Genomic DNA, 18,278 nt, shown 5'->3' with positions numbered 1-18,278 from the left:
TCGCCCAATAGAGGATAGATTCAAAAGGGCCTCCGGCATCGCTGCCGGAGGCCCTTTTTGTTGCGGCCGTTTGGTCTAGATGTCGAAACGGTCGGCGTTCATCACCTTGGTCCAGGCGGCGACGAAGTCGTTGACGAACTTCGCTTCATGGCCGTTCTCGGCATAGACTTCGGACACCGCCCGAAGCTGCGAGTTCGAACCGAAGACGAGATCGGTGCGCGTGGCGGTATATTTCTGTTCGCCGCTGGCACGATCGGTGCCGACGAACTCCTCGTCCCCCGTTTCGTCGACCACCGTCCATTCGGTGCCCATGTCGAGCAGGTTGACGAAGAAGTCGTTGCTCAACACGCCGACCTTGTCGGTGAGCACGCCATGCTTCGAATTTCCCGTATTGGCGCCGAGCACGCGCAGGCCGCCGATCAGTGCCGTCATCTCGGGGATCGAGAGGTCGAGCAGCGACGCGCGGTCGAGCATCAGCTCTTCGGTCGGGACCGAGTGCTTGGTCGACAGATAGTTGCGGAACGCGTCGGCCTTCGGCTCCAGATACTGGAAGCTGTCGGCGTCGGTCTGCTCATCGGTCGCATCGCCGCGGCCGCCGGTGAACGGCACGGTGACATCGTGGCCGCCATCCTTGGCCGCTTTCTCGACCGCCGCCGTGCCGGCCAGCACGATGGCGTCGGCCATCGAGAGGTTGCCGCGCAGTTCGTCGATCTTCGAAAGCACCTTGGAGAGTTCGTCCGGATCGTTGACCGGCCAGTTCTTCTGCGGCTCGAGCCGTACGCGCGCGCCATTGGCGCCGCCGCGATAGTCCGAGCAGCGGAAGGTCGAGGCCGAGGCCCAGGCCGCCTTGACGAGTTCGCTGACGGTAAGGCCGCTGCCGAGGATCGCCGACTTGAACGACGAGACGTCGCTGTCCGACGGCATGGTGCCCGCCGGGACATTGTCCTGCCACATCAAATCCTCATCGGGTGCTTCCGGTCCGAGATAGCGGCTCTTCGGCCCCATGTCGCGATGGAGCAGTTTGAACCAGGCACGGGCGAAGGCATCCTTGAAGGCCTCGTGATCGTCGCGGAAGCGCTGCGAGATTTTGAGATATTCCGGATCGGTCTTCATCGCCATGTCGGCGGTGGTCATGATCGTCGGAACCTTCTTCGAGGGATCGTGCGCATCGGGCGCAAGATCGTCCTCGTCGGGATTGATCGGCGTCCACTGGTGCGCGCCAGCCGGCGATTTGGTCAGCTCGTAATCATATTTGAGCAACAGGCGGAAATAGTTTTCCGACCATTTGTCCGGCGTGTTGGTCCACGGTCCCTCGATGCCCGAGGTGATCGTATGCCCTGCCTTGCCGCTTTCGAAATCGCTGTGCCAGCCAAAGCCCATCGAGTGAAGATCTCCGGCTTCGGGATCGGCGCCGACGAGCGAAGCGTCACCCGCGCCATGGCACTTGCCGAAGGTGTGGCCGCCGGCCGTCAACGCGACGGTTTCCTCGTCGTTCATCGCCATCCGGCTGAACGTTTCGCGGATGTCGCGGGCCGAACCCATGATGTCGGGTTCGCCGCCCGGCCCTTCGGGATTGACGTAGATCAGCCCCATCTGGATCGCGGCAAGCGGGTTTTCGAGCGCCTTGCCCTCCTCCGGGTTGATGCGTGTCGGAACACCTTCGTTCACCCACTGGTCCTCGGTGCCCCAATAGATGTCGCGCTGCGGCTCCCAGGTGTCGGCCCGCCCGCCGGCAAAGCCGAAGGTCGGTCCGCCCATCGATTCGATGGCGACGTTGCCGGTCAGCAGCAGCAGGTCGGCCCAGCTGATCTTGTTGCCGTATTTCTTCTTGATCGGCCAGAGCAGGCGCCGGGCCTTGTCGAGATTGGCATTGTCCGGCCAGCTGTTGAGCGGAGCGAAGCGCTGCTGCCCCTCGCCGCCGCCGCCGCGGCCGTCGGACACGCGATAGGTGCCGGCGGCATGCCAGGCCATGCGGATGAAGAAGGGGCCATAATGCCCGTAATCGGCCGGCCACCAGTCCTGGCTGTCGGTCATCAATGCGGTAAGGTCCGCTTTCAGCGCGTTATAGTCGAGCGACTTGAAGGCTTCGGCATAATCGAAGTCGGGATCGAGCGGACTTGCCGACTTGCCGTTCTGCGTCAGGATGTCGAGCTGGAGCTGGTCCGGCCACCAGTCGCGATTCTGCCGTCCGAGGAGCGCGCGAACGCCCCCGTCGAATCCCATCGGGCAACCTTCTACCGGTTCGCTTGATTTCATATCCATGTCGGGGGCTCCTCTCCTATTTGAACTGATCGCGCTTCGTACCGCATTTTGCTGTGCGGGAAAAACGATTAGCTTTCGCCAGTGAGAACGGAAAAATCGATTGATCGTTCCGGCCGCGCGGCGCTGCGATTTCCAATGTAAGATATCCATCGGCCCGGCAAAGGCGAAGAGGCTCAGACGATACCCAACCCGAAAAAAGAGCGACAGGTCGCTCGGCAATTCGGCATGGCCTCCCGGGTTCGCCTCAGCGGGGCATCTCCATGGCAGGACCGCGAGACCATCCCGGCGAAATCCCCGTTGCGGACTCCGGCGGCTAAGTTTACGCAAACGGCAACTTCAAAGAGACGAAAGGAATTCACGGATGGCCGAGGCTTATATCATCGATGCGTGCCGCACCCCGCGCGGCATCGGCAAGGTCGGCAAGGGATCGCTCGCGCATATGCATCCGCAGCATCTGGCGGCCACCGTTCTCAAGGCGATCGCCGAGCGCAACAATCTGAACACCGCCGATGTCGACGACGTGATCTGGTCGACGAGCACCCAGAAGGGCAAGCAGGGCGGCGACTTGGGCCGGATGGCCGCGCTCGACGCGGGCTATGACATCAAAACGAGCGGCACGACGCTCGACCGGTTCTGCGGCGGCGGCATCACGAGCGTGAACTTCGCCGCGGCGCAGGTGATGAGCGGGATGGAAGATCTCGTCGTTGCCGGCGGCACCGAGATGATGAGCTACACCGCGACGCGCGCCAAGGACGAGCAGGCCGGCGGCCTCGAACCGGCGATGATGGGATCGGGCAATGAGCGGCTGCAGAGTGTCCATCCGCAATCGCATCAGGGCGTGTGCGGCGATGCCATTGCCTCGATGGAGGGGATCAGCCGCGAGGATGTCGACGCGCTCGGCCTTGAGAGCCAGAAGCGCGCGGCGCGGGCGATCGAAGAGGGCCGGTTCGACAAGAGCCTGGTTCCCGTCGTCGATGCCGAGGGCAATGCCGTGCTCGATCATGAGGAATTTCCCCGGCCGCAGACGACTGCCGAGGGCCTCGCCCAGCTCGAACCGAGCTTCGCCAAGATCGCCGATCTGCCGCTCGATCAGGACGGCACGACCTTCCGCAAGCTGATCAACCAGAAATATCCCGATCTCGAGATCAAGCATGTCCACCATGCGGGTAACAGCTCGGGCGTGGTCGACGGCGCCGCCGCGGTGCTGATCGCGTCGAAGGATTATGCCGACAAGCACGGCCTCAAGCCGCGGGCGCGCATCGTCGCCACCGCGAACATGGGCGACGATCCGACGCTGATGCTCAACGCGCCGGTACCGGCGGCGAAGAAGGTGCTCGAAAAGGCGGGCCTCACCAAGGACGATATCGACCTGTGGGAGATCAACGAGGCTTTCGCCGTCGTCGCTGAGAAGTTCATCCGCGACCTCGATCTCGATCGCGAGAAGGTGAACGTCAACGGCGGCGCGATCGCGCTCGGCCATCCGATCGGTGCGACCGGTTCGATGCTGATCGGCACGATCCTCGACGAGCTGGAGCGGCAGGATTTGAAACGCGGCCTCGTCACTATGTGTGCCGCCGGTGGCATGGCGCCCGCGATCATCATCGAGCGGGTGTAGACGACGGATCCTCCCCGGTACGGGGAGGGGGACCGCCGAAGGCGGTGGAGGGGGCCGGCCGCACGCGCCGCGCATTGCGACAGAGCCCCCTCCGTCAGCCCTGCGGGCTGACACCTCCCCGTTCCGGGGAGGATCGAATTGAAAGGAGCGCCCCATGAAATACGTCCAACTCGGCAAATCGGGGCTCCGCGTCTCGCCCATCTGCCTTGGCACGATGACCTATGCCGAAGGCGACAAGGGCAACCATCCTTGGGCGCTCGACGAGAAGGCGAGCCGCCCCTTCTACGAACGCGCGCTAGCGGCGGGGATCAACTTCTTCGATACCGCCAACGTCTATTCGGCGGGCACGTCTGAGGAATTTCTCGGCCGCGCGATGAAGGATCTCGGTGCGGATCGCGATTCGCTCGTCATTGCCACCAAGGTGCACGGCGCGATGGGGCCGGGGCCGAACCAGCGGGGTCTGTCGCGCAAGGCGATCCTGCAGGAAATCGACAACAGCCTCGATCGGCTGCAGATGGACTATGTCGATCTCTACCAGATCCACCGGCTCGATCCCTATGTGCCGATGGAGGAGATTCTCGAAGCGCTCGACGACGTCGTGAGCCAGGGCAAGGCGCGCTATATCGGCGCCTCGTCGATGTATGCCTGGCAGTTCGCCAAGCTGCTCTACCTTGCCGATCTGCACGGCTTCACGCGGTTCGCCTCGATGCAGAACCACGTCAACCTGCTGTACCGCGAGGAAGAGCGCGAGATGATCCCGCTATGCCGCGATCAGGGCATCGGCGTCATCCCGTGGAGCCCGCTTGCCCGCGGGCGGCTGGCGCGCGAATGGGATACCGATACCGAACGCTCGGAGACCGACCAGTTCGGCAGCACACTCTATCTTGATGACAGCGACCGGCGGATCGTAGAGGCGGTCGGCGCGGTGGCGAAGGAACGTGGCGTCTCGCGCGCGCAGATCGCGCTCGCCTGGCACCATGCCAAGCCCGGCATCACCGCCCCGATCGTCGGCGCAACGAAGATGCGCCACCTCGACGATGCGCTCGCCTCGCTCGATATCGAGCTGACGGACGAGGAAATGAAGCGGCTCGAGGAGCCGTACCGGCCACACGCGATCGCAGGGCACGGCTGATCACCGGTCTCCGAACCGGGGCGTCCGCTTTTCGAGGAACGCGCTGACGGCCTCGCCATGATCCTCGGTCATCGCCAGCATTACCTGCTGCCGATCCTCGATGGCCATCGCTTCGGCAAGGCCGTTCGCGTCGATATTGCGGTTGATCGCGTCCTTGGTCATCCGCAGCCCCATCGGCGCGGTGAGCAGCATCTCTTCCGCCAAGGCCATGCCGCGATCGAGCAGCGCGCCGGGCTCGACGATCTCACTGACGAGCCCGCAGGCGAGCGCCTTGCCGGCGGTCATGAATTTTCCGCTGAGCAAATATTCCGACGCCACAGAAGCGCCGACCAGCCGCGGCAGGAAATAGCTCGATCCCATGTCGCAGCCGCCAAGGCCGATCTTGATATAGGCGGCGTTCATCCGGATGTCGGGCGCCGCATAGCGTACGTCCGAGGACAGCAGCAGCGAAAATCCGCCGCCACAGGCCGGCCCGTGGCCCAGCGCGATGACCGGTTGCGGGCAGGAACGCATCAGCTGCATCACCGTGGCGATCGATCGCTGCGTCTTCCATCCGCGATGGACGCGGCCCTCATCGCCGCGCGGCCAGGCGCCGTCCGTCATGTCGAGTCCCGCACAGAAGGCCCGCCCTTCGCCGCGCAACAAGACCACGCGAATCTCGGGCCGTTCATGCAGTGCCTCGAAATAATCCTTCAGCGCGCCGATCAGCGCTGCGTTCATCGCGTTGAGCCGATCCGGCCGGTTGAGGGATACGATCTCGATCGCCTCGCGGCGTTCGATCGTGATGGGCTGGTCCGGCATCGCTACGCTCTCCTGCATTGAATCCGTTTTTCGTCGGCGACACGCCACGGCATGTCAACGCGGCGCATGGCGATGCTGGAAATGCGGGGCGGGGGGCACTAGACCCGTGCGCGATCCGAAACGAACAATGGGGCCAATATGGCAGGCATCTGGTTCGACGAGCTCGAGGTCGGGCAAGTCTTCAAACACGATATCAAGCGGACGGTGACCGAAACCGACAACGTCCTCTTCACGACGCTGACGCACAATCCGGCACAACTCCATCTCGACGCCGAATATATGAAGGGCACCGATTACGGCCGCGTGCTCGTCAATTCGACCTTCACGCTCGGCCTGATGGTCGGTGTGTCGGTCGGCGATACGACGCTCGGCACGGCGGTCGCGAATCTGGGTTGGGACGAGGTGCGCTTTCCGGCGCCGGTCTTTGTGGGCGATACGCTTTCGATCGAAACCGAGGTCGCCGAACTGCGCGAGAGTAAGTCGCGGCCGACCGCCGGAATCGTCACCTTCATCCACCGCGCCTACAATCAGGACGGAACGCTTGTCGCTTCGTGCAAGCGAACAGGGCTGCAGCATAAGAGGCCCGTCGAATGAGACCGGTTCGATCGTTTCTCTTCATTCCCGGCGACAGCGACAGGAAGCTGGCCAAGGCCGACGAGAGCGGCGCCGATGCCGTGATCATCGATCTGGAGGATGCCGTCGCGCCCGCCTACAAGGAAGCGGCGCGCGAGACCACTGCGGCCTTTCTCGCCGAACGCCCGCCGAGCAAGCGCGGGCCGCAGCTCTGGGTCCGGGTCAATCCGCTCGATACGCATATGACCGAGGAAGACCTGACCGCCGTCATGCCGTTCTCGCCCGATGGTATCGTCCATCCCAAGCCCGAGGGAGCGGCGGACGTCAGGAAATTGTCCGAGCTGATCGATATTCATGAGAGCCGTCACCGCGACGAGCCGATCCGCGCCGGCATCCTTCCCATTGCAACCGAGACGGCGGCCGCACCCTTCAAGCTTGGCACCTTTGCCGACGCACGGCTCGACAGGCTGGCGGGGCTGACATGGGGTGCCGAAGACCTGGCCGCCGCACTCGGCGCGACCGGCAATCGCGGGCCCGATGGCGAATGGCTCTTCACCTACAAGATGGTGCGGTCGATGACGCTGATGGCCGCACATGCGGCGGGCGTCCCGGCCATCGAAACGCTGCACGCCGATTTCCGCGACGAGGATGGGCTGCGCGCGACGAGCCGTGCCGCGCGGGCGGAGGGCTTTTCGGGTCGCCTCTGCATCCACCCCGCCCAGGTCGGACCGGTCAACGAGAGCTTCATGCCGGGCCTCGACGAGGTCGAGGAGGCCCGGAAAATCGTCGCCGCGTTCAAGGCGGAACCCGGTGCGGGCACCGTCGGGATCGACGGCAAGATGTACGACGTCCCGCATCTGAAGGGTGCGAAGCGGACGATCGCCGTGCACGAGGCCTTTGTCGGGTAAATCGTCAGACTCGACCTGACGGTCGAGCGCCGCACCAGCCCGCACCCCCTCCCGACCTCCCACGAGTATATCCTGAATGGGAGGTCGGGAGGGGGTGCGGGCTGGTGCGGCGACCTCGCGAAAGCGAAGTTCCAACAAAGTAAGGCCATCATGGCTGGCCGGTCGGGTCGCATAAAACCGGGTTCGCCATGATGGCCTGGAGCGGCTGCTTTGGGAGTTGCCTGCCGCCTGAGGTCCTTATGCGGCGAATCGGGGACGGCGTTTGTGACCGGAGTCACACGTTCGACGGCAAATGCATTTTTCGGGGCCGGGGCTCAGATCACCCAGTCTTCGGCATAGGCCTTGCGCCGCTTCACGACCATTTCGTCGTGCAGCGCCAGGACCGTATCGCTCGCCGTCCGCTTGAAGGCGAAGGGTAACAGGCCGTGGATCACGCAGAGCAGACCGGCGCCGATCATCCGCAGCCCGAAGCCTGACGCGGCGACGAAATGCTCGCCATAATTCTCGTCGACTTCTTGAAGATGGCTGGTCAGCGGATTGGGCATCGGTCATGTCCTGCAAGCTTGGATAACGCCCAGGCTTCTAACCCGCCGCCATGGAAAAGGCACGGCCCTTCGGTCTAAAGCGTGCGAAACCGGCTTTGGGAGGGAAGCTTCATGATCAGCGCGATCGGCCTTATCGGCGCACTTGCCCTGTTGATCTGGATGACCGTGCGCGGCGTGAACATCCTGATCGCCGGTCCGGTCGCCGCCGCGATCGTGGCGCTGACGAGCGGGCTTGCCTGGTTGCCGCCGCTCGCTGTCGAAGGCGCGCCCCATTTCGCGACGAGCTATATGGCGGGCTTTACCGGCTTCTTCGCCGACTGGTTCTTCATGTTCCTGCTGGGCGCGATTTTCGGCGAGGTCATGGGCGCGAGCGGCGCGGCGGCGAGCGTCGCGCACTGGATCGTCGAGAAGTTCGGCATCCGCCACGCCGTGCTCGCGGTCGTCGCGGCCTGCGCCGTGCTGACCTATGGCGGCGTCAGCGTCTTCATCGTCGCCTTCAGCGTCTATCCGCTCGCCGTCAGCCTGTATCGCGAGGCAAACCTGCCGCGCCGGTTCATCCCGGCGGCGCTCTGCTTCGGCTCGGTCACCTTCACGATGACGAGCGCGGGCAGCCCCGAAATCCAGAACCTCATCCCGATGCAGTATCTCGGGACCACCGCCTATGCCGGATGGCAAGTGAGCCTTGTCGTCGCGATCCTGATGGCGGTGACGGGCTATATCTGGCTGCAATGGATGGTGAAACGGGCGGTCTCGCGCGGCGAGAGCTTCCACGGGCGCGAGGGCGACGAGGTCATCGAGGAGGGGAGGGTGCTGCCCAACCCGCTGCTCTGCCTGCTGCCGCTCGTCGCCGTGCTCGGCGTGTTCATGATCTTCCAATATCCGCAGCAATTGGGCGCGCTCTCGGCGATCCTGCCCGAAGCCTCGCTCGACAAATGGGCACTCGTCGCGGCGCTCGGTGCCGGCACGATCATTGCGCTGCTCGTCGGCTGGGCGAGCCGGCGGGCGATGCCGGAGGCCTTTTCGCGCGGCGCGACGGGAGCGGTCGTCGCGATCACCAACACCTGCGCCGTTGTCGGCTTCGGCGCGGTCGCGGCCTTGTCGCCGGCGTTTCGGGAGGCGCTCGATATCGTGCAGAACCTGCCTGGCGATCCGTTGATCGGCGCCGCCATCGCGGTGACGGTGATTGCGGGACTGACCGGTTCGGCCTCGGGCGGCCAGTCGATCGCACTTCCGCTGATCGCGCCGCACTATCTGGGCGCGGGGGCCGACCCGGGCGAGTTGCACCGCACCGTCGCCATCGCCTCGGGCGCGCTCGATAGCCTGCCGCACAATGGCTATGTCGTGACGACGATCCGCGCCATCTGCGGCGAGACGCACAAGGATGCCTATGGCCCGGTCGGCGCGCTGACGGTGATCGTGCCGGGCGTCGGCCTAGTCGTCGCGCTGGCGCTCTTTGCGATTTTCTAGTCGGGGCTTTCCGTTTCGGCCGATTCCACGGCCTCGGCCAGTTCGCCTTCATATCGCGCGATCGCCTGGCGGGCCGCAGCCAGCTGGCCGCTGCACCCCTTGTCCGCCAGTTCGGTTTCCAGAAGCCGGTACCGTTCCAGCACCTGCTCGACGAAGGGAAAGCGCTCCAGCGCCGGATCGACATGTTCGAACGGCACGATGTCGAGCGGCACGAATTCGATCGTAACGGGTTCTCCGATCCCGGCGCGATGCGCGTCGAACGCCCGGATCTCGAACCGGTCGCCGGGTTCGATCGTCATTCCGACCGGCCAGCCTTGCAGCCAGCGGTCGCCCGCATGCAGCTGGGCGAAATCGGCGTCGTAGGAGAAATGCCGCGTCTCGCGATCGCGCAAGCGGCGGAATTGGATTGACTCGGCCTCCTGCCAGTTGCCGCGCGGTACGCTGGTCACCAGCATGTCTTCGGAGAACAGGCAGATCCGCGCGCTCTCGCCAAGCTCGACGTTCCAGAGCGGGGCGAAGGGGCGCAACATGTCGGGCGCGGGCGGCCACATTTCCATGCGCGCGACGGCCGCACGGGGTTGTTCCGTTTCGCGTTCGGCGAGCAGGAACCGGCCGCTGAGCTGCCGTGCATCGGCGAGTGAGACGCGGCCCGGCCCGCGAAACCGGCGCATGCCATCGCCGGTCAAGATGGTGATGCTTTCGTTACGCCGCAGCCGGATCGTCTCGTCGCCCGTCAAGCGCATCCCGCGCGGATAGTTCCGTACGGCCCGCGGACCGTCCGAAGCGGTGACGATAAAATGGGAAGCGGCGGGCGCGGCATCCAGCGCCGCAAGTGCAACGGCTGCCATCGCCCAGAATCCGGTCCGCATAGGCCTGTCCCCTTCACCGATCATAGCGCCTTGGAGGAGGGGCGTAAATCTGCGTGCGCCGTGCTCTTCCGATGCGTTCCCCTCCCTGCTAGGGCACCATCGTTCCAAGGAGATGCCAACCCGATGACGACCGCCCCCGCCCTCGATTTCCAGCTCGGCGAGACCGCCGACATGATCCGCGAAACGACGATGCGGTTCGCAAGCGAGCAGATCGCGCCGCGCGCCGCCGAGATCGATGAGAAGGATGAGTTTCCGCAGGACCTCTGGCCGCAAATGGGCGAGCTGGGGCTGCACGGGATCACGGTCGAGGAGGAATATGGCGGCCTCGGTCTCGGCTATCTCGAACATGTCGTCGCGGTCGAGGAAGTCAGCCGTGCGAGCGCCTCAGTCGGGCTCTCCTACGGCGCGCACAGCAATCTGTGCGTCAACCAGATCCGCCGCTGGGGCAATGACGAGCAGAAGGCGAAATACCTGCCCAGGCTGATCAGCGGTGAGCATGTCGGCAGCCTCGCCATGTCCGAGGCGAGCGCGGGGTCCGACGTGGTTTCGATGAAGCTGAAGGCCGAAGGCGTGCAGGGCGGCTATATCCTTAATGGCACGAAGTTCTGGATCACCAACGCCGCCTATGCCGACACCCTCGTCGTCTATGCGAAGACCGACAGCGATGCCGGGTCGCGCGGGATCACGGCGTTCCTGATCGAAAAGGACATGCCCGGCTTCTCGATCGGCCAAAAGATCGACAAGATGGGGATGCGTGGGTCTCCCACCGCCGAGCTCGTCTTCGACGATTGCGAGGTGCCCGAAGAAAACATCATGGGGCCGACCAATGGTGGGGTCGGGGTGCTGATGTCCGGCCTCGATTATGAGCGCGTCGTGCTCTCGGGAATCCAGCTTGGCATCATGCAGGCCTGTCTCGACTGCGTCCTGCCCTATGTGCGCGAGCGCAAGCAGTTCGGCCAGCCGATCGGCACCTTCCAGCTGATGCAGGCCAAGGTCGCCGACATGTACACCGCGCTCAACTCGGCGCGCGCCTACGTCTATGCGGTGGCGAAAGCCTGCGATGCGGGCCAAACGACGCGCTTCGACGCCGCCGGGGCGATCCTGCTCGCCAGCGAGAATGCCGTGAAAGTGTCGCTCGAGGCGATCCAGGCACTCGGCGGTGCGGGCTATACCAAGGACTGGCCCGTCGAACGCTACGCCCGCGACGCAAAGCTGCTCGATATCGGTGCCGGGACCAACGAGATCCGCCGGATGCTGATCGGCCGCGAACTCGTGGGGGCAGCATGAGCGAAAGTGTCGATTGGCGAGCACTTGCCCGCAAGCTCGATACGATTTCTTTCACAGATGGGGGCTGGTCGGAAAGAGGAGGGGGTAACGTTGCCGCCCGAGCGCTTAATTTGATCATTGGCGAGAATTTGGCAGTCGGAGCCGTTGATTTCTACCTTTCACACGAACCAGGGCGAGAGGTGGCTCGGTCCGTGCTTCGTATGCTGAGGCCGAGCAGTGCAACTGAACGATGTTTGGAAATTTTTCGTTCAGATCCGGACTCTGAGGTGGCTTCTCACGCCATCGAGCTGTTGCGCTCGATTTCAAATTCGCCGGTACTCGAACACTTTGATGAATTGATGGCGAGTCAGAATGCAAACACCAGAGCTTGGACGATGTGTGTTTTGGACGGGCTCTACATGGCCGGCGAGTTGGAAATTGAAGATGGCTGGTCGTTTCTCGAAATTGGCCTGAATGACGAAGATACTGGCGTTGTAATGCAGGCCGAAAGGATAAAAGAGATGTGGGAACGCGATCGAGAAATTCTGGCCAAGAGGGTTGGCATTTAAATGACCGTCCCGACTCTTGATGGTAAGCTTGGTACAAAAGGCGCGGAATTTCGTGCAATTGCTGGTCGGGCATTCGCTGCAACAGGCTGCCTGAAGTGAATTCCCAACCGGACCCGTCGGTCGATTTCTATCTCGCCGCGCAGTCGAATGAAACGCGCGCGGCGCTGAACCTGCTGCGCGAACTTGCCGGCGCCGCCCATCCCGATCTGGTCGAGCGGATCAAGTGGAACGCGCCGAGCTTCGCCATCGGCGACGAGGACCGGATCACCTTGGGCGTCGAGCGCAAGGGCGGCGTGCGTGTCGTGTTACATCGCGGCGCCAAGTCGAAACCGGACGATAACTTCCATTTCGATGACGTGGACGGCCTTGCAAAATGGCCCTCATCCGATCGCGGCGTGATCCAGTTCGCCGATGCGTCGGCAATCGAAGGACAACGCGAACCACTCCGTTCTCTGTTCTCCCGCTGGATCGAGGCGACGACATGAACGACACCCTGCTATCCGTCCTGCAATGGTATGGCGCGGGCGCGGGGGCGCTCGCTGCGCTGATCGTCTCGCTCAACCTCGGCGCGCAGAAGACGGGCTATGGCTTCATCATCTTCGTCACAAGTTCGATCGCGCTGGTCATCTGGGGCTTTGCCGCCAATGAAGGGATCGCGATCGGGCTGCAGAATATCATCCTCCTCGCCATCAACTGTATCGGCGTCTATCGCTACCTGATCGCGCATGAGGATCCGCAGGAGACCGCCGCATGACGGCACCGACGCTTACCAGCACGATCGACACGGCGGGCGAGGATTTCCGCGCCAATGTTGCGCACAATCGCGCGCTCGTCGAACGGCTTCGCGCCGATGTCGCGACGGCTGCGCTGGGCGGATCGGAGCGTTCGCGCGAGCGCCACGTTTCGCGCGGCAAGCTGCTCCCGCGCGACCGCGTCGAGCGGTTGCTGGATCCGGGCTCGCCCTTCCTTGAAATCGGCCAGCTCGCGGCCTGCGACATGTATGGCGAGGACGATATCCCCGGCGCCGGGATGATTGCCGGGATCGGCCGCGTCTCGGGGCGCCAGTGCATGATCGTGTGCAACGATGCGACCGTCAAAGGCGGCACCTACTACCCGATGACGGTGAAGAAGCATCTGCGCGCACAGGAAATCGCGCAGGAGAACCGGCTGCCGTGCATCTATCTCGTCGATTCGGGCGGCGCGAACCTGCCGCATCAGGCCGAGGTGTTTCCCGACCGCGAGCATTTCGGGCGCATCTTCTTCAATCAGGCGAATATGAGCGCGCTCGGCATCCCGCAGATCGCCTGCGTAATGGGCAGTTGCACGGCGGGCGGCGCCTATGTCCCGGCGATGTCGGACGAGACGGTGATCGTGCGCAACCAGGGCACGATCTTCCTCGCCGGGCCGCCGCTGGTGAAGGCCGCGACGGGCGAGGAGATATCAGCTGAGGATCTGGGCGGCGGCGATCTTCACGGCCGCAAGTCCGGCGTCGTCGATCACGTCGCCGAGAATGACGAGCACGCGCTGACGATCGTCCGCGATATCGTCTCGACGCTGAACGCGCCGCACGATCCCGGTGTCAAACGCATCGAGCCGCGTCCGCCGAAATTCGATCCCGAAGAACTCTACGGCATCATCCCGCAGGATGTCCGCGCGCCTTATGATGTGCACGAGGTGATCGCGCGGATCGTTGACGGCAGCGAGTTTCATGAGTTCAAGTCGCTTTATGGCAGCTCGCTGGTCTGCGGCTTCGCGCATGTCTGGGGGATGCCGGTGGCGATCCTCGCCAATAATGGCGTTCTGTTCTCCGAGAGCGCGGTGAAGGGCGCACATTTCATCGAGCTCGCCTGCCAGCGCCGGATTCCGCTGCTGTTCCTCCAGAACATCTCGGGCTTCATGGTCGGCGGGAAGTACGAGGCCGAGGGAATCGCCAAGCACGGCGCCAAGCTGGTGACCGCGGTGGCGACGGCGACGGTGCCAAAGATCACCGTGCTCATCGGCGGCAGCTTCGGCGCCGGCAATTACGGCATGGCGGGGAGGGCGTACGGCCCGCGCTTCCTCTTCACCTGGCCCAACAGCCGGATCAGCGTCATGGGCGGCGAACAGGCGGCGAGCGTGCTGGCGACCGTCCATCGCGATGCCGACAGCTGGAGCGAGGACGAGGCCGAAGCCTTCAAGAATCCGATTCGCCAGAAATATGAGGACGAAGGCAATCCCTGGCACGCCACCGCGCGGCTCTGGGACGATGGGATCATCGATCCGGCGCAGACGCGGGATGTGCTGGGGCTGGCGTTCAGCGCGACGCTTGAAGCACCGATCGCCGAACGGCCGGCCTTCGGCGTGTTCAGGATGTGATGATGGTCGTTGCGCCAAAAATCCTCCCCGGAACGGGGAGGGGGACCATGCAAAGTATGGGGGAGGGGCACCTTCGGTGATTACCGGCCCCCGCGATACCGTTAAACGCGCCCGCCAACTGCGCAGCGAGATGAGCCTGCCCGAGACCCGATTGTGGCGCGCACTGCGCCAGCGACCCGGCGGATTCAAGTTCCGGCGACAGCATCCGGCGGGGGAGTATGTGCTCGATTTCTACTGTGCGGCGGTGAAGCTTGCGATCGAAGTCGATGGTATGGCGCATGACGGCGAAGCGGCGGTGAAACGCGACGAGGCGCGGTCGCGTTCATTGCGGTCACAGCATGTGGATACGTTGCGCGTACCGGCAAAGGTGATTTTGGACGATTTGGAGGTTGTGGTGTCGCGGATTGTTGAGGTGTGTTCGGACCGGGCGGAGAAGATGAAGGTTCGGCAAAAGGGGTACGTGCCCCTCCACCATCCTGCGGATGGTCCCCCTCCCCGTGCCGGGGAGGATATGGCGTGATCACCTCCCTCCTCATAGCCAACCGCGGCGAGATCGCCTGTCGGATCATCCGCACCGCGCATCGGATGGGCATCCGCACGGTTGCCGTCTATTCAGATGCCGACGCCAAGGCGTTGCACGTGCGCGAGGCGGATGAGGCGGTGCATATCGGGCCGAGCCCGGCGGCGGAGAGCTATCTCGTTGGCGACAAGATCATCGCGGCTGCGAAGGAAACCGGCGCCGAGGCGATCCATCCGGGCTACGGCTTCCTTTCCGAGAATGCCGATTTTGCGCAGGCGGTTCTCGATGCCGGGCTTATCTGGGTCGGGCCGAAGCCCGAGAGCATCCGCGCCATGGGCCTCAAGGATGCGGCCAAGACGTTGATGGACGAGGCCGGGGTGCCGACGACGCCCGGCTATCTCGGCGACAATCAGGACGCGGATTTTCTGGCCGAGCAGGCGGAGAAGATCGGCTATCCGGTCCTCATCAAGGCCGTGGCGGGAGGCGGCGGCAAGGGGATGCGGAAGGTCGACGAGGCGGCGAATTTCGCCGACGCGCTGCAATCGTGCCGCCGCGAGGCGCAGGCGAGTTTCGGCAACGATATCGTGCTGCTCGAAAAATGGATCGAGAGCCCGCGCCATATCGAGGTGCAGGTGTTCGGCGACAGCCACGGCAATGTCGTCCATCTGTTCGAGCGCGATTGCTCGCTCCAGCGCCGCCACCAGAAAGTGATCGAGGAAGCCCCCGCGCCGGGGATGGACTCCGAAACCCGCGAGGCCGTCTGCGCCGCCGCCGTCCGCGCCGCCAAGGCGGTCGATTATGAGGGCGCGGGCACGATCGAATTCATCGCCGACGCCAGCGAAGGCCTGCGCGCCGACCGCATCTGGTTCATGGAGATGAACACGCGGCTCCAGGTCGAGCATCCGGTGACCGAGATGATCACCGGTGTCGATCTGGTCGAATGGCAGTTGAAGGTCGCGAGCGGGAAGGGGCTGCCGCTGCGGCAGAAGGATCTGGCAATAAATGGCCATGCCATCGAGGCGCGGCTCTATGCCGAGAATCCGGCCAACGGTTTCCTGCCCTCGACCGGCAGACTCGAAGTTTTCCGCATCGATGCCGGTTACGCCGGGCGCCGTTTCGACAGTGGGTTCGAGGAAGGCGCAACCGTCACGCCGCATTACGACCCGATGCTCGCCAAGCTGATCGTTCATGATGACAGCCGCGACCACGCGATCGAATCGATGCTGCGGATGCTGGAAGAAAGCTTCGTTTGGCCGCTCAAGAACAATATGGGCTTCGCCTATGAATGCCTCGATTGCGCCCCGTTCCGGGCGGCGGATCTCGACACTGGGTTGATCGAGCGGCTGGGTGATAAGCTGACTGACGGAGAAGTGAGTGACGAACGGATCAGCGTTGCGGCCAGCGGCCTTTGGTCCTTCGGTCTCGGAGGCCAAACGTTCGAACAGGCGCAGTTGCTGACGGGATTGAAGGGATTTCGCCTCAACGCGCCGGTTCAGGAAATCGTTCGTGTCTTTGCCGACGCGGAACCTAGAATCGTTGGTGCGCCGGATGGTGAGACACGCCGCGCAGGCAGCTTCAGCATCAGTGATCACGGCACTGACGGCTGTGTGGTCAACGATCGCGGCAATGTCGTTCTGGTCTCGATGGCGCCACATGGTGGCTTTGCGGGCGCTGGCGCTGCCGGCGACGGCGCGATCCTTGCGCCGATGCCGGGCAAGGTGATCGCGGTGAATGTCGCGGCGGGCGATACCGTTTCCGCCGGCGACAAGCTGTTGACGCTCGAGGCGATGAAGATGGAGCATACGCTGACCGCGCCGTTCGATGGGGTGGTGGCCGAGCTCGACGCCGAAGAGGGCGGGCAGGTTACCGATGGCGCCGTGCTCGCGAAGATCGAGGCGGCGGGGGAGTAGCAATCCCGTCATGCTGAACTTGTTTCAGCATCCACCGGTCCACGCGCGATGTGCTACCAGTTAAGGATGGAACGTCAGCCGTGCGTGTACATTCTGGCAAAACACTTCAACGGGGCGCTGTATATCGGCGTGACGTCCGATCTCATGAAACGGCTTTATGAACATCGACACGGCGTCATCCCGGGTCACGCAGCGAGATACCGCATTGCGCGGCTCGTGCGATTCGAGATGTTCGAAGATATGAACTCCGCCATTGCGAGAGAGAAACAGCTCAAACGCTGGCATCGACCCTGGAAGATGAATCTGATCGAATCAGAGAACCCGCACTGGGTGGATTTGGCAATCGGGTTGGGCTTTGATCCATTAGGTGGTGCCGGGTCGGCCAGTGGATGCTGAAACAAGTTCAGCATGACGATCTGAAAGCGGCCTAGCGTTTCTCCCCACTCCAAGGTTGACCTTTACGTCAACCACGCGGACACTGTGCCGCGAGAGGAGAATCCCGTGGCCGACTACCAGCAAATCCAGACCGATATTTCCGACGGCATCTTCACGCTGACCCTGCATCGCCCCGACAAGATGAATGCGTTCACCGAGCGGATGATGCACGAGATGATCGCCGCCTTCGACGAGGCGGACGCCGACGACGATGTCCGCGCCGTCATCGTCACCGGATCGGGCGAGCGCGCCTTTTGCGCCGGGGCCGATCTGTCCTCGGGCGCGGAAACCTTCGATTACGACAAGCGACTCGATCGAGACACGCCGGTGCGGGAAGACGGCAGCATCGACTGGTCGCACCGCGCGGCGCGCGACGGCGGGGGGCAGCTCACGCTGCGCATTTTCAACTGCAAGAAGCCGGTCATTGGCGCGATCAACGGCGCGGCCGTCGGCGTCGGATCGACGATGACGCTGCCGATGGATTTCCGGATGGCGTCCGACAATGCCCGCTTCGGCTTCGTCTTCGCGCGGCGCGGCATCGTTCCAGAAGCGGCGTCGAGCTGGTTTCTCCCGCGCCTTGTCGGCATCAGCCAGGCGCTCGACTGGTGCTATTCGGGTCGCGTCTTTTCCGCGCATGAGGCGCATGACGGCGGCCTCGTCCGCTCACTCCATTCGCCCGGCTCGCTCATCGATGCTGCGCGCAAGTTCGCGCACGAACTGACGAGCGAAAGCGCGCCGGTGTCGATCGCGATGACGCGGCAGATGCTCTGGCGGATGATGGGCGCGAACCATCCGATCGAAGCGCACCGGATGGACAGCCGCGCGATCTGGTATCGCGGCCGGCAGGAGGACGCGAAGGAGGGCGTCGTCTCGTTCCTCGAAAAGCGCCCGGCCGAATATCCGAACAGGGTGTCGTCCGACATGCCGGACCTGCACCAGTGGTTCGACGATCCGGATTTTGCGACAAGAGACAAGGCGTGAAGCCTTCTCCCATCGGGAGAAGGATAGGGAGACTTGCGAGCGCAGCGAGCTAGTCGAACTTGGATGAGGG

18 protein-coding genes are annotated in these 18,278 nt (G+C 63.8%); 14 read left to right on the top strand and 4 right to left on the bottom strand.

What is annotated here, in order from left to right; genetic code table 11:
* Positions 1-75: 75 nt before the first annotated feature.
* Positions 76-2,262, bottom strand: coding sequence for a catalase/peroxidase HPI (gene katG / locus Q0139_RS12430; protein ID WP_298022396.1), 2,187 nt, complete (start codon positions 2,260-2,262; stop codon positions 76-78).
* A 361-nt stretch (positions 2,263-2,623) separates the two neighbouring features.
* Here katG and Q0139_RS12425 point away from each other — a divergent pair, with 361 nt between their 5' ends.
* Complete coding sequence (locus Q0139_RS12425; RefSeq protein ID WP_298022394.1) at positions 2,624-3,877, top strand: acetyl-CoA C-acetyltransferase; 1,254 nt, start codon at positions 2,624-2,626, stop codon at positions 3,875-3,877.
* A gap of 154 nt (positions 3,878-4,031) precedes the next feature.
* Entirely contained in the window at positions 4,032-5,009 is a 978-nt protein-coding gene (locus Q0139_RS12420) for an aldo/keto reductase (RefSeq protein ID WP_298022391.1), read from the top strand.
* Here the strand turns inward: Q0139_RS12420 and Q0139_RS12415 are convergent, their stop codons facing one another.
* Complete coding sequence (locus Q0139_RS12415; RefSeq protein ID WP_298022389.1) at positions 5,010-5,810, bottom strand: enoyl-CoA hydratase/isomerase family protein; 801 nt, start codon at positions 5,808-5,810, stop codon at positions 5,010-5,012.
* A 138-nt stretch (positions 5,811-5,948) separates the two neighbouring features.
* Between Q0139_RS12415 and Q0139_RS12410 the strand changes: the two genes are divergently transcribed.
* Both Q0139_RS12410 and Q0139_RS12405 read left to right on the top strand, forming a co-directional pair.
* On the top strand, positions 5,949-6,404 hold the full coding sequence (locus tag Q0139_RS12410; RefSeq protein WP_298022386.1) for a MaoC family dehydratase: 456 nt from the start codon (positions 5,949-5,951) through the stop codon (positions 6,402-6,404).
* Positions 6,401-7,291, top strand: coding sequence for a CoA ester lyase (locus Q0139_RS12405; protein ID WP_298022385.1), 891 nt, complete (start codon positions 6,401-6,403; stop codon positions 7,289-7,291). The genes Q0139_RS12410 and Q0139_RS12405 overlap by 4 nt, the downstream gene beginning before the upstream one ends.
* A gap of 314 nt (positions 7,292-7,605) precedes the next feature.
* On the opposite strand, the gene Q0139_RS12400 is transcribed toward Q0139_RS12405, so the two are convergent.
* A complete protein-coding gene (locus tag Q0139_RS12400; protein WP_298022382.1) occupies positions 7,606-7,836 on the bottom strand; it encodes a DUF6356 family protein in 231 nt (76 codons plus the stop codon).
* Positions 7,837-7,947: 111 nt separating this feature from the next.
* Between Q0139_RS12400 and Q0139_RS12395 the strand changes: the two genes are divergently transcribed.
* Positions 7,948-9,303: a GntP family permease gene (locus Q0139_RS12395; protein ID WP_298022380.1), complete on the top strand. Its 1,356-nt coding sequence runs from the start codon at positions 7,948-7,950 to the stop codon at positions 9,301-9,303.
* Here Q0139_RS12395 and Q0139_RS12390 read toward each other — a convergent pair.
* Positions 9,300-10,172 (bottom strand): hypothetical protein, encoded by an 873-nt coding sequence (locus Q0139_RS12390; RefSeq protein WP_298022377.1) that lies wholly within the window; start codon positions 10,170-10,172, stop codon positions 9,300-9,302. The genes Q0139_RS12395 and Q0139_RS12390 overlap by 4 nt on opposite strands.
* A gap of 123 nt (positions 10,173-10,295) precedes the next feature.
* Between Q0139_RS12390 and Q0139_RS12385 the strand changes: the two genes are divergently transcribed.
* From Q0139_RS12385 to Q0139_RS12345, 9 genes are all read left to right on the top strand, one after another.
* On the top strand, positions 10,296-11,459 hold the full coding sequence (locus Q0139_RS12385; RefSeq protein ID WP_298022375.1) for an isovaleryl-CoA dehydrogenase: 1,164 nt from the start codon (positions 10,296-10,298) through the stop codon (positions 11,457-11,459).
* Positions 11,456-12,007 carry a hypothetical protein gene (locus Q0139_RS12380; protein WP_298022372.1) on the top strand — a complete coding sequence of 184 codons (552 nt, stop codon included), beginning with the start codon at positions 11,456-11,458 and terminating at the stop codon, positions 12,005-12,007. Before Q0139_RS12385 ends, Q0139_RS12380 begins: the two co-directional genes overlap by 4 nt.
* Positions 12,008-12,102: 95 nt before the next feature.
* A complete protein-coding gene (locus Q0139_RS12375; RefSeq protein ID WP_298022370.1) occupies positions 12,103-12,492 on the top strand; it encodes a DUF1801 domain-containing protein in 390 nt (129 codons plus the stop codon).
* Positions 12,489-12,761 (top strand): hypothetical protein, encoded by a 273-nt coding sequence (locus tag Q0139_RS12370; RefSeq protein WP_298022367.1) that lies wholly within the window; start codon positions 12,489-12,491, stop codon positions 12,759-12,761. Before Q0139_RS12375 ends, Q0139_RS12370 begins: the two co-directional genes overlap by 4 nt.
* On the top strand, positions 12,758-14,362 hold the full coding sequence (locus tag Q0139_RS12365; RefSeq protein WP_298022365.1) for a carboxyl transferase domain-containing protein: 1,605 nt from the start codon (positions 12,758-12,760) through the stop codon (positions 14,360-14,362). The genes Q0139_RS12370 and Q0139_RS12365 overlap by 4 nt, the downstream gene beginning before the upstream one ends.
* A gap of 76 nt (positions 14,363-14,438) precedes the next feature.
* Positions 14,439-14,882, top strand: coding sequence for an endonuclease domain-containing protein (locus tag Q0139_RS12360; RefSeq protein ID WP_367180751.1), 444 nt, complete (start codon positions 14,439-14,441; stop codon positions 14,880-14,882).
* Positions 14,879-16,792, top strand: a complete 1,914-nt coding sequence (locus Q0139_RS12355) for an acetyl/propionyl/methylcrotonyl-CoA carboxylase subunit alpha (RefSeq protein ID WP_298022361.1) — start codon at positions 14,879-14,881, stop codon at positions 16,790-16,792. The genes Q0139_RS12360 and Q0139_RS12355 overlap by 4 nt, the downstream gene beginning before the upstream one ends.
* A gap of 66 nt (positions 16,793-16,858) precedes the next feature.
* Positions 16,859-17,188 carry a GIY-YIG nuclease family protein gene (locus Q0139_RS12350; protein ID WP_298022358.1) on the top strand — a complete coding sequence of 110 codons (330 nt, stop codon included), beginning with the start codon at positions 16,859-16,861 and terminating at the stop codon, positions 17,186-17,188.
* Between the two features lie 105 nt (positions 17,189-17,293).
* A complete protein-coding gene (locus Q0139_RS12345) occupies positions 17,294-18,208 on the top strand; it encodes a crotonase/enoyl-CoA hydratase family protein (protein ID WP_298022356.1) in 915 nt (304 codons plus the stop codon).
* Positions 18,209-18,278: the final 70 nt, after the last annotated feature.

The organism is uncultured Parasphingopyxis sp. (genome assembly GCF_937129435.1).
In the GTDB taxonomy this organism is placed as follows: Bacteria; Pseudomonadota; Alphaproteobacteria; order Sphingomonadales; family Sphingomonadaceae; genus Parasphingopyxis.
This window is presented reverse-complemented; position numbering and strand designations above follow the sequence as displayed.